Source organism: Brachyspira sp. SAP_772, assembly GCF_009755885.1.
In the GTDB taxonomy this organism is placed as follows: Bacteria; Spirochaetota; Brachyspiria; order Brachyspirales; family Brachyspiraceae; genus Brachyspira.
The window spans coordinates 598065-611315 of record NZ_VYIX01000001.1; the positions used below are offsets into that span (position 1 = coordinate 598065).

At 23.5% G+C, this 13251-nt stretch carries 11 protein-coding genes; 7 read left to right on the forward strand and 4 right to left on the reverse strand.

Annotated features, from left to right (window positions below; all coding sequences use genetic code 11):
• Positions 1-26: 26 nt before the first annotated feature.
• The 7 genes from GQX97_RS02600 (at position 27) to GQX97_RS02630 (ending at position 8629) form a co-directional block, all read left to right on the forward strand.
• Positions 27-581, forward strand: coding sequence for a DUF2271 domain-containing protein (locus GQX97_RS02600; protein WP_157150397.1), 555 nt, complete (start codon positions 27-29; stop codon positions 579-581).
• A 79-nt stretch (positions 582-660) separates the two neighbouring features.
• Positions 661-2535, forward strand: coding sequence for an ankyrin repeat domain-containing protein (locus GQX97_RS02605; RefSeq protein ID WP_157150398.1), 1875 nt, complete (start codon positions 661-663; stop codon positions 2533-2535).
• Between the two features lie 203 nt (positions 2536-2738).
• Positions 2739-4619: an ankyrin repeat domain-containing protein gene (locus GQX97_RS02610; RefSeq protein WP_157150399.1), complete on the forward strand. Its 1881-nt coding sequence runs from the start codon at positions 2739-2741 to the stop codon at positions 4617-4619.
• A 199-nt stretch (positions 4620-4818) separates the two neighbouring features.
• The gene (locus tag GQX97_RS02615) at positions 4819-6099 is read left to right on the forward strand and encodes a hypothetical protein (protein ID WP_157150400.1); all 1281 of its coding nucleotides are present in this window, start codon (positions 4819-4821) and stop codon (positions 6097-6099) included.
• Positions 6100-6200: 101 nt separating this feature from the next.
• Positions 6201-7280, forward strand: a complete 1080-nt coding sequence (locus GQX97_RS02620) for a hypothetical protein (RefSeq protein WP_157150401.1) — start codon at positions 6201-6203, stop codon at positions 7278-7280.
• A 96-nt stretch (positions 7281-7376) separates the two neighbouring features.
• On the forward strand, positions 7377-8069 hold the full coding sequence (locus GQX97_RS02625) for an ankyrin repeat domain-containing protein (protein WP_157150402.1): 693 nt from the start codon (positions 7377-7379) through the stop codon (positions 8067-8069).
• A gap of 29 nt (positions 8070-8098) precedes the next feature.
• Positions 8099-8629, forward strand: coding sequence for an SRPBCC family protein (locus GQX97_RS02630; protein WP_157150403.1), 531 nt, complete (start codon positions 8099-8101; stop codon positions 8627-8629).
• A gap of 270 nt (positions 8630-8899) precedes the next feature.
• On the opposite strand, the gene GQX97_RS02635 is transcribed toward GQX97_RS02630, so the two are convergent.
• The 4 genes from GQX97_RS02635 to GQX97_RS02650 all read right to left on the reverse strand — a co-directional run bounded on the left by GQX97_RS02635 (position 8900) and on the right by GQX97_RS02650 (position 13216).
• Positions 8900-9598: a hypothetical protein gene (locus GQX97_RS02635; RefSeq protein WP_157150404.1), complete on the reverse strand. Its 699-nt coding sequence runs from the start codon at positions 9596-9598 to the stop codon at positions 8900-8902.
• Between the two features lie 84 nt (positions 9599-9682).
• Positions 9683-10288 carry an HNH endonuclease family protein gene (locus tag GQX97_RS02640; protein ID WP_157150405.1) on the reverse strand — a complete coding sequence of 202 codons (606 nt, stop codon included), beginning with the start codon at positions 10286-10288 and terminating at the stop codon, positions 9683-9685.
• A 3-nt stretch (positions 10289-10291) separates the two neighbouring features.
• A complete protein-coding gene (locus GQX97_RS02645) occupies positions 10292-11407 on the reverse strand; it encodes a Xaa-Pro peptidase family protein (RefSeq protein ID WP_157150406.1) in 1116 nt (371 codons plus the stop codon).
• 75 nt (positions 11408-11482) lie between these two features.
• Entirely contained in the window at positions 11483-13216 is a 1734-nt protein-coding gene (locus GQX97_RS02650; protein ID WP_157150407.1) for a motility associated factor glycosyltransferase family protein, read from the reverse strand.
• Positions 13217-13251 lie beyond the last annotated feature (35 nt).

The following is a 13251-nucleotide window of genomic DNA, read 5'->3' on the forward strand; positions in this document are numbered from 1 at the left end:
ATATAACTATATAATTGGAGGTTTTTATGAGAAAACTTTTTATTATAATATTTGTTATTTTTGCTATATCATACATCAATGAAAATTATGCTCAGAGTAATAGTAAAAAAGTTAATATAAGTTTCGATTACACAAAAAGACCGGGGTATTCAAGCAATCAAATAGCTATTTGGGCAGAAGATAATAACGGCAATTATATAGCTACAATATATGTTACAGATTTTTCAGGAAGAAGAGAAGGCTGGACATATAGAGAACAGTCTTTAAACAATTGGCAAAAAAAAGCTAATGTAAAAAGTATTGATAAAAAAATAATTGATGCTGTATCAAAACCTACACCAAAACAAGGAAAAGTTAATATAACTTGGGACTGCAAAGACAATCAAGGAAATATAGTAAAAGACGGTACTTACAGAATAGTTGTTGAAGCTACTATATATCAGGATAATAATGTGCTTTATACTTCGGTTATAAATGTAGGAAATCAAGCTAATTCACAAAAAGCATCAGCTAAATATTCAAAGCCTGAAGCTCAAAAAATAGACATAATAAGAAATGTAAATGTAAGTTTTATGCCTTAAGTGCATTTATTCTTTTATATTGACATATACATTCCTATAGTATAATATAAAACCTTTTTAATATTTATGAGGGAAAAACATGTTAAAAAATAAAAATGTTTGCATAATAATTGTATCTTTTATTTTTTTAATAATAACATCTTTATTTCTATATTCTCAGGATTATGATACTAATTACTATAAAAATATTTTTTATGAAATGTTTACAAATAAAGATAAATTAAAAGAAATGGCAAAAGACCCTCAGGGATATATAGATAATCTTCTCGAAAAAGCATTAAAAGAAAAAATAGAACTTTATGAAAAATATAATGTTATAGAGATAGATAGTTTAGAAGATGAATATCAAAACACTGCAGAAGGTTATGGTGATTTAGAAGATGTTAAGAAATTTGTAGAAAAATATGATATAAATGGAGTATATGACGGATATACTTTGCTTTATACTTATTCAGGATATAGAGGCAGCACTGATATAGTAGAGTTCTTACTTGAAAATAATGCTGATGTTTATCAAAAATCTATTAATGGTAAAACAGCCCTTTACAGTGCTGTAGATGATTATTTTTATGATGTTGTTGAAATTATTTTGAAACATTATAAAAACGATGATGATATAAATGATGAGTTTTTATTAGCTGTTAATAAAGAAAATGAGTTAATCTTAAAAAGTCTATTAAAAAAGAAATTTTTATTCTTTGGAAATAAATTCAAAATGAATTTAGACAAAGGTCTTGAAATAGCACTTGATAAAGGCAATGAAGATATAGCAGCTATATTAGTTTTAAACGGAGCTAAAACTGATAATTTTTTATATTCTTTTAAATTGGTATTTGGTAAATATTTAATTCTTATAGTTATTATGATTGCTTTATTTTCTTCTCTTATTTATGTATATAAAAGAAGATATATTCCTACTATTTATGAAGAGAGTTCAATGTTTATAACTTTTAAAGATAAAGTAAATAATATGTATATTTACTGTTATGTTTATTATGGCAAACTATTTGACGGACTATTATCTGTAAAGAAGGGTTTTCGGGGAAATATATTTATAAATAATGATAATCTAAAAGGATATTATAATATAGTAAGTAATTTTTTGGATAATTATATTGCTATTTATGATTTTGATGATAATAAACAAAATGATAAAGAATATATAAATTGGTATGATATTCTTGAAGAAAGAAATGAAAAAGCCAGTATAAAATTTGATTGTTCTCTTTATGATTTTATAAATGGTGATAAAAATGAAATTAACTATATTATGGAAGTATCTGATTCTAAAATTATGAATGGAGTTTTTGAAGTAAATAGAAATCCTGATATTAAGGTAAAATATTTTAAATTAATATTTAAAAAGATAGCAAAATATAAACATTTTATAAATATTCTTCGCTATTTATTTGATCTCTATCATTTCAATATAAAAAACAATGATAAAATTAATTCATATATAAACGCAGATAATAAACCATATAACGAGAAAAAAAATGAATTGAAGATAAATGTTGAACAGATTTTAAAGAAACATGATAAAGTTTTATTTAATGATATAAAAATTAAATATTATGACAAACTTAAAGATTTTTATAATGCTGATAATATAGTTTATTTTGATGAAAAAACAATATGCGTATACAAAAGATTTGCTAAAATAGGCTCTGATAATAATCTTTTGGTAAATAATATATCGCTCATAATTGATTTAGATAATGAAAAATTAATAAGTCCTTATTTGAAAGATTTTGTTAATAATGCTGATGATATATTAAAAAGATATAATGTTCCTAAAAACTTTTATAATGATACAGATAATTTAATTTTTCTTATAACAGAAGCAGGTATTATATTGATGAGAGAAAGCGGAGAGCAAAAACTATTTATTTCTTTAGATGATATAAAGTATAATATAAACAAGGAGCATTATTTATCTTATTTATTTAATTAATTTTTAGTTTATGGCTAAACAATTATATAAAGTAAGATAAATAAATTTACTATCCATAACTATTTTATTATAAAATATAGTTAAAAAATAACAGATAAACTTATAAAAAATGTAAGTTTTATGCCTTAAATGCATTTATTATTTTATATTGACATATACATCTTATAGTATATTATTCCTATAATATTTTATGAGGGTAAAATATGTTAAAAAATAAAAATATTTTCAGAATAATTGTATCTTTTATTTTTTTAATAATAACATCTTTATTTCTATATTCTCAGGATTATGATACTAATTACTTTAAAAATCTTTTTGATGAAATGGTTTCAAATGAATTAAAAGAAATGCTAAAAGACCATCAAGGAGATATGAAAATCGTTATTGAAAGTGAAATCTTTGTTAAAAACGAAGCAGAAAAATTATCAAAAGAGAAAATAGAACTTTATAAAAAATATAATGTTATAGAAATAGATAGTTTAGAAGATGAATATCAAAATACTGCAGAAGGTTTTGGTGATTTAGAAGATGTTAAGAAGTTTGTACAAAAATATGATATAAACGGAGTGTATGATGGCTATACTTTGCTTTATACTTATTCAGGATATGGCGGTAAAAMTGATATAGTAGAGTTCTTACTTGAAAATAATGCTGATGTTTATAAAAAATCTATTAATGCTAAGACGGCTCTTTACAGTGCTGTAGATGATTATTCTTTTGATGCTGTTGAAATTATCTTGAAACATTATAAAAACGATGATGATATAAATGATGAGTTTTTGTTGGCAGTTAATAAAGAAAGTAAACCTATATTAAAAAGGCTATTGAAAAAGAAATTTTTATTCTTTGGAAATAAATTCAAAATGAATTTAGACAAAGGGCTTGAAATAGCATTTGATAAAGGTAATGAAGATATAGCAGCTATATTAGTTTTAAACGGAGCTAAAACTGATAATTTTTTATATTATTTTAAATTGGTATTTGGTAAATATTTAATTCTTATAGTTGTTCTTATAGGTGTTCTTATAGCTATTATTTATATGTATAAAAGAAGATATATTCCTAGTATTTATCCAGAGATGTCAATGTTTATAACTTTTAAAGATAAAGTAAATAATATGTATATTTACTGTTATGCTAATTATGGCGGAGTAGTATCTGTAATGCGTGGTTTTTTGGGAAATATATTTATAAATAATGATAAGCTAAAAGGATATTATAATATACTTAGTAATTTTATGGATAATTATATTGCTATTTATGATTTTGATGATAATAAACAAAATGATAAAGAATATCTTAGCTGGTATGATATTCTTGTAGAAAGAAGTGAAAAAGCTATCATAAAATTTGATTGTTCTCTTGAAGATTTTCTCGAAGATGATAAAAATGAAATTAACTATATTATGGAACTATCTGACTCTCAAATTATAAATGGAGTTTTTGAAGTAAATAGAAATTTTGATGTTGAGATAGGAGATTTTAAATTAATATTTAGTAAGGCTGCAAAACATAATCATTTTATAGGTATTCTTAATTATTTATTTGATCTCTATTATTTCAATATAAAAAATAATGATAGAATTAATTCATATATAAACGGAGATAATGAACTATATAACGAGAAAAAAAATGAATTGAAGATAAATGTTGAACAGATTTTAAAGAAACATGATAAAGCTTTATTTAATGATATAAAAACTAAATATTATGACAAACTAAAAGATTTTTACAATGCTGATAATATAGTGTATTTTGATAATAAAACAATATGTGTATACAAGAGATTTGCTAAAATAGACTCTGATAATAATCTTTTGGTAAATAATATATCGCTCATAATTGATTTAGATAATGAAAAATTAATAAGTCCTTATTTGAAAGATTTTGTTAATAATGTTGATGAGATATTAAAAAGATATAATACTGATTTTTATAAGGATATAGATAATTTAATTTTTCTTATAACAGAAGCTGGTATTATATTGATGAGAGAAAGCGGAGAGAAAAAACTATTTATTTCTTTAGATGAAATAAAAGATAATATTAATAAAGAGCATTATTTGGCTTATTTATTTGATTAATTTAATTTTAAAGTGTTAAGCTGTAGTCGGGAGTATAACAACTAAAACAGGTGAGCCGAAATAGCTAACAAGTTTAGTCGGCAACTTATATTAAGCTGAGTCGAACATAACAACTAAAACAGGTGAACCGAAACAGTTGACAACTTTAGTTGGCAGCTTATATTAAGCTGAGGCGAACATAACAATAATAGGAGATATTATGAAAAATTTAATAACTAAATTTATGGATAAGGATATAATAATTTTGTTAGCTGTAGTGATTTTAGTAGCTCTTGTCATAATAATTATTAATATACCTAAAAATAATGCTAAGAAAAACCCTGTAAGATTTTATAAAAATAATTTTTTTATGCTTAAAGATAAAGTAAACAATATATATGTTTATGTTTATGAGCATAGAACAAATGATAATCATAATGATTTATATTTATCTATAAATGATGTTTTTCCATATATAGGAAGAATATATATAAATAATGATAATGGTTTTATTATAAATGATGTTTATTTTTCATCTGAGAGAATAGCAGTTAAAAATTATTATGATAAAGATAATCCAATTTTAACTACTAAACACTCATCAGATAGCAAGAGAAATTATAGATATGAAGCAGAAACTTTTGCTGAAATAAAATTCAAAACAAAATTAGATGATGCTTCACAATCAGAAATTGAGTATGTTATTGAGTTTAAGCCTTATGACAGTATTGTTGACTATGTTGGTGATAATATTAAAAAAACTTTAAGAGAGCCAGTAAAAATAGAAGGAACTTTTAAAATTATAAGGGAAGATGAAGCAGAAATAATAAGACTCCATAATGTAGAAATATTTAATTTAATTAATTATAAAGGTATTTTATTCAGTTCTGAGAGAATATTCTCAGGTAATGTATTTAATTTTGATTATCTTTTTATTAATGGAAGAGAAAAAATAAATTCATCTATTAATGGAGTGAAAGAGTTTTCAGATGAGTTTTTGCAAGATAAAATAAAAGAAAATAAAGACATGATTGGACTTTATGTAAAAGACTCTAAAAAAAGACATTGGAAATCATTAATGAATGAGAGTATTTTAAACTATATTGATAATTATGCTGATTATTATAATGAACTTAAAGAGTTTAAAAGTTTTAATATATTATACTATGATGATAAAACAATATCTTTATATAAAAGAGTTTCAAAGTTAGAAGATTTAGAGCTTGCTGAAATAGATAATATGTTTATGATATTTGAGTTAGGCAGTCAAAAATTAATAAGCCCTTATCTTAAAGACTTAGTAAATGAGCCTGAAGCATTATTAAAAAAATACAATGCCCCTAGCGATTTTTATTCAAATATAGATAATTTAGTTTTTGGAGTAACTGATTCATTTATTGTAATAATGAAAGAAAAAGGCTACGAAAAAATATTTATTGATAATAAGAATGTGAAAGAGTATGTAAATAAAGAGCATTATTTGGCTTATTTATTTAATTGATTTTGATATTTAAAAATTTTTAGTTTTTTGAGTTTTACTATTTACATTAATTGACTATTAAATTATAAATGTAAAATAATTTTTGGAGTTAAATAAAGATTATGAAAGAATTATTATATAGTATTGTCTATAACGAATATTTTGCTTTGATTATTTTTACTATTATTTTAATTATTGTTTTTAAACTTTTAATGAAAAATAAATACCGTCCTTATTTTGAAATAAAAGATATAACTTTTACTGTACTTAAAGATAAGATTAATAATATATACATTTACTGCAATAAATTTGAAAATATTGATGAGAGTATACATTATTTGTATAGAGGAAAAATTTTTATAAATAATGCGGATTTGTTTGGTATTTATGAAATTAGAGGAAACAGCAGTAAAATAGAAGTTTTTGATTATGATAGCAAAGAAGAATTTATAATCTCTAATATAAAAAATATTGCAGAAATCAATTTAAAAAATAATAATATTTCAAAAGCTGAGTACGTTATTAAGATTAATTCTAAAAAAATAGAAGGAGTTTTTGAATTAATAAATGAACCTAGAATAAATATAAAAAATTTTAATATATACAAATTTGGATATTTAAAAAACTATAGAAAATTAACTATAATTCTTAATTATTTATTCAATTTTTATTATGCATTTATAGATAATAAAGAAAAAATAAATTTTGACATTAACGCTGAATCTAGTTATTCAAAAGATTTTCAGGATAAAAAAGAAAAAGAACTGTCAGACGAAATTAATTCATTTTTGAAAAAAATCTCTGTTTATGAATTAAGAAAATATTTTATAAAAATTAAAGATTTATATGCTTTTAATATATTATACTTTGATGAAAAAACTATTTGTATGTATAAAAGACTTGTAAAAATAGATGATAGTAAAGAAATTATAATAAATAATGTTTCTCTTATTTATGATTTGAATAATCAAAAATTAATTACACCTTATTTTAAAGACTTAGTAAATGATGCTGAAGAATTATTAAAAGAATATAATGTCAAGAGTGATTTTTATTCTAATATAGATAATTTAATTTTTGGAGTAACTGATTCATTTATTATAATAATGAAAGAAAAAGGATACGAAAAAATATTTATTGATAATAAGAATATAAGAGATTATATAAAGAAAGAACATTATTTGTATTATTTGTTTATGTAAATGATAATTAAACGTTTTTTTATTTTTATATTAATATATTGATAATATTATAATATAAAGTATAATAAACATAATTTTACTACTAGGGGGGTAAAAATGAAAAAAATAATATTATTTATGATTGCTGGATTAATGATGTCATTATCTTTATATTCACAAGTTGAGAGATTTCCAAGGTTAACTCCAGAACAATTAACAAATTTAGCAAACCCAAGAAGACTTTCTCATAGAATATTTTACAGAGAAAGATCAAAAGGCCCTAATGCTAAATGGTTTGATGCTGTTAAAGAGGGTAATTTAGAAGAGATAAAAAAAATGGTTGAAGCAGGACAAGATATTGAAGTTCAAGATACAGCAAGTTTAAAACAAACAGCTTTAGGTTGGGCAGCATTTATAGGATATTTGGATATAGTTGAGTATTTAGTAGATAGAGGAGCTAACTTATATGCAGGAGACACTGCTGATGTTACTAGTGCTTTTAAATCTGCTATACTTGGAGGAAACATTGAGGTAATTGAATATTTATATCCTTTGTATAATGGTAAACTAAATTTAAATGAGCAAGATAAAAGAGATGGCGAAACAATGCTTATGGTAGCTGCTGGTAATAGTAGAGAAGATGCTGTGAAGTTTTTATTAGACAAAAAAGTAGATGTAAATATTGTAAGTAAGCAATTAAATAAAACTGCGTATACTTATGCTTGCGAATCAAAAAATCAAAATATTATTAGCATGATAAAAGCAGCAGGCGGAATAAATGTAAGAACAGGTAAGGCTTCTTGTAATTAATTTTTTATAAGAGTAAATAAAAAAATAATATGTTCTATTTAGTTCCAGTATTTGTAATTCTTCCATTGATATTAATGGCTGTAATGATAATAGTACCTAACCATATAGGAAAAAAATTGTCTCCATCATTTACAAAAACAAAATACTCTGTTTTGCAAATAAAGAGAAATGACTTGTTTGATTTATTGGTAAATTATGAGAATTATCCTATATGGTTAAAGTATTTATCTTTTGTTAATGTAGAAAAAAAAGAAAATAATAAATTAAAAATCATACAAACATATAGTGACAGAAAAACCTCTCAAGAGCTAACCGAAGTAAGAAGAATTAATACTGATGATAGAACAGAGGTTTCTATTGTGAAATTAGAAAATGAGTTTACCGTTTTGTGGACATATATATTAGAAGATGAAGGGGAAGATAAAACGAAAATAACAATAAAAGAGACATCATATGTTTATCACCCTTATTTTAGATTTATTTTTAAGTATATTCTTACAGATGAAAATGGTAAAAATGAGTTTTTAATTAAATTAAAAAAATACGTTAATAAAAAATAGAGATTATTGAATTGTTAATGTGGTAATAAAAGCATAAAATTTATTAAATAATCTAATTCTTTATAATTATAAAAATAGTAATATTAATGTGATTGATGTTAATAATAAAGATATTGTATAAAGATAATCAAAAGCACAAGGAAAAAATATATTTATATAAGAAACCATTAGAATTGATATAATTAAAATAGGCTATGTTAATTTCAAAAACTAAAGATAGTATTTAGTAAAGAGCATTACCTAATAGAAATAATGCCCTTTTTATATTTTTTAATTTTTAGCAGGTTTGAATCTCAAAGAAAGCTCTAAACCAATATCGAAGCTATCTGTTCCTATGTAAGTTTTTGATTTAGGTCCAAAATTATATCCCAAATAAAAGCCTATACCAAAATCTCTTGTATCCACAAATTCTCTAGTTTTATAATTTATATCTGAGAAAAACCAATCAAAAGTTAATTTTACATACGGTATAACAAACATTTGATTATACATTGATTTTATATCATTAAAATTAATCTTTTGATAATATTTAGTACTTTCAGTATCTGACACTTTTGTATATGTTTCTATTCTTCCATGAAAAGGAATTTTTACTCCAGCTCCTAATCCTAGAGAAAAATTATTAATATTAAATTTAGGCAGCACTCCTAATTGTAAACTAGTAAACTGATTGCGAACAGTATGTCTTTGATATATTGTATTAGGAACTCTATAAGAAAAACTATCATGACTAAAACCTATTTCTCCTAATATACTCATAGCCATATTATTATTGAAATCTGCTAAATAACCAAGCTGAGCAGTAAGTGCAGCATCAAAACCAAAAGAAGTTTTTCTATCTGCTCCAATAGCGCCAATAGGTATGCCAATAGATTTACCAATATTAGCATTTATTATAGCCTCAAAACCGCTTTTAGCAAAAACAGAGCTATTGATTATTAATATCATTAGAAATAGATACTTTTTCATTATAGCCTCCTCATATGATTATTATCTTTTATGATAAACTATTACATACTTTTGTCAATTAAAAATGGAGAACATGAATATTTTTTATTTTCCTTTGCAGATTCTATTTGAAAGCTCATCAAAACCCTCTTCGATAGTAAGCCCCCAATCAGTTTTTATCTTATACCACTGTCTAATATATTCGCATTGATACTCTTCATTCTCTGGAAGCCACTCAAGAGGAGATTTATCACTCTTAGAACGATTAGCACTTCTTGAAACGGCTATTAAATGATGCTCATTTTTTAAATAATTATAATATCTGTTTTTTTTCTCTTTGCTCCAATTACTGGCACCGCTCATATACGCATTTTTTAAAGGCACTAAATGGTCTATATCCAAATCTTTAGGGTCATCGAAATATTTACCAGTGTATTTATCATACCATCTTCCAGATATTATTCTATTATTTGAGATTACAGGCTCTATTAAAGACTCTTCCAAAAGAACTTCATTTCTAGTGTTAAGCCCGTTATTATCATCGTCAGTCCATCTTCCCCAATCATCTCTGTTATATCTTTCTATTTTATCAGAAAAATATTTAGCCTCTATTATATCATATTTATCATTATAATAATATATTAAAGCCAAAACAACTGCTATGAAAAGCAAAAATAATTTATTTAATTTTTTCTTTTTTCTTCTAGCCATATTTTATAATACAATTAAATCAGTTGGTGTGCTATTTAAAATTGCAGGACCATCTTTAGTTACTATAGCCATATTTTCTATTCTAACTCCGCCAAAATCCGGAAGATATATACCCGGCTCAATAGTAACTACAGCCCCACCATCAAGTATATGATCAACTATAGGTGATAATCTAGGAGATTCATGTATCTCAAGTCCAACACCATGTCCAAGCCCATGTCCAAAATATTGTCCGTATCCTGCATTTTTTATTACTTCTCTTGCTACATTATCAACATCTTTTCCATATATGCCAGAATGTATAGCTGCCGCTCCTTTCTCATTTGCCTCTTTTACTATATTGTATATTTTTTGCATCTCATCAAATTTATCACCTTTTCCAAAAAAGAAAGTTCTAGTAATATCACTTTTATATCCATCTCTTGATAAACCAAAGTCCATCAAAATATTATCACCAAGTTTTAATTTTCTATCTGAAGGAACTCCATGAGGAAGAGATGTTCTATCTCCAAAAAGAAGTATAGTATCAAATGCTGTTTTATCTCCGCCTTCTTTTCTCATTTGATATTCCAATTCAGCTGCCAAATCTTTTTCTGTAACTCCTTCTTTTACAGTTGATAGCATTTTTATCATAGCTTTCTCAGCACTGTGTAGATTCTCTTTTATTATATTAATTTCTTCTTTCTCTTTTACTATTCTTATAGAGTCTATATCTGCCTTGCTTATACCAACTTTAATAGAATTATTTACCATAGAAGCTACTATATTTTCATAATCAGTAAGATATAATGCATTTTTAGCAACACTTATTTCTTTTATGTTGTTTTCTTTTATAAAATCAGCTAAAGATTCTTGATAAGTATTAGCTACTAAAACAACTGTAGTTTTATGAGTAATTTTAGTTGCTACTTCAAAATATCTAGAATCTACAAATAAATATTTTTTAGAATCATATATTAAAAGCCAGCCTGCTGTGCCTTTGAAACCTGTTAAATAAAATATGTTTTCGTTTTTGGTTATTAAGATAGTTTCTTTAGTGATATCTAATAATCTATTTAATCTAGAATCATAATCAAATTTATTATTTTCTTTACTTGTAAATGTTTTTAATGCTGACATTGTTTGCCTACCTTATAAATGTTTATATAACATAATATTATACTAATAAATTATATTTTGTCAAAATTAATATTTTTATAATTTTTTTATAGCTATATCTATTCTGCTTAAAAAATAAGTAACATTGCTTAGTGTTTCAGTTAGTAGAAATATAAGTTTATTTCTTTTTGTTGAATTAGCTTTATTAGACATCATCATAGTAGAAGATAGTATTGTTTTAAGTATACTCGCTTTCTCCTGATAATCTTTTATTGTTTTATTAGAATATGTAAAAATACTATTTATTTTATCTTCATCATTAGTGTTTTTTGCTTCATTATAAATATCTAATATTTTAATTTTAAACTCTTCTAATATAGTTTTTAATTTGTTATAGGCTTCTTTTATATTTATTTTATCATTTTCTTTATACTTTTCTTTTGCTATACTTAATGCTATATTTCTATCAAATGTAAAGTCATCAATATTTCCCTCTTCGATATACTCTATTTTTACAGCATCATAAGTTAGTCTTTTTATATTCATATTCTTATATTTATCTTTGAAACTTCTAAAATATTCTATTTGGTTTTCAAATACAAACTCTGTAGGAGGGTAAACATCAATATTAGTGTTATTTTTTATTGTATTAAAATAATAAGATTCGAAGGTTTTTATTTTATTTGTTTTGTTTATCATATACTCATATGACAATGTATGCTTAATATGTCTTTGATAAAATGGATAGCTATTGTCAAAACCTATTAAAAGCACATCTTTGAAACCTGTATAGTATGCAAAATCTATCATAGTGCTTGCTACTGTGCTTGAAGTATTTAATACTGATATATTAGTATACTCATTAATATATTTTATCAATTCTAAGCTTTCATTTGAACTAAATCTTATTAAATTAGTTTTATTTTCTAATCTTTTAGGTATTATTTTATTGCAAGCTATATCCATTATTAAATATGGAAAATTTGCACTTTCATAAATAAAATCTAAAGAATTAAAAAATCCTCCGTCTACAGTAATTACAAAATCGGGTATTATATTATTTTTGCAAAGCACACTATAAGCGGTATCTACACATATTACAATAAATAAATCTCTGTTATTTTTTATTTTTTTTATAGAATATTCTAAAGTAGGCCCGGGGCATATTAATAAAGCCTTGAAATTTTTAAAAGCATCTTTTAATACAGATATATCAGATGACTTACTAATATACTCACTATTAAATATAATGTTTTTTGTCCATATATTTTCAAAATACATATTTGTTAATATATTAGATAATTCTTTCTCCATATTATTTAATATGTCAGTATAAAATATATTAGCTTTTTCTTTTTCTTCTTTGGTGAGAGATGGAAGCATTACAAGATTTATGCCATTGATATTTTTATAATCTATTATTTTGTTTATATAGTCTATATCATCTTCATTATCTATAAAAAAAATGTTTTCTTTGTCTGTAGAATAAATGTTGTAGTATGAATATTTAAATATAGCAGTATCTTCTACAACAATAATTATTTTTAAATCATTTATAATTTCATTATTAAAATAGTTGTTAATGTTTTCTAACATATATTTTAATATATATCCTAAGCCATAGCCGTATATTATTATTAGATTTTTGTTTTTATTTATATTTTCTAATGCTCTTTTACATTCATTTTCTATATTATATTTACTATGTATTGCTCTATTATTTTTGTATATTATCTTTAAACCGTCTTTATTTGTATCAATTTTATAAATATCGGTCAATTCTTCTTTTTCTTGTTGTAATTTACTATGTAATTTTATAGATATATTCATATTCTAATATCATAACAAAAAAACAGATAAAAATC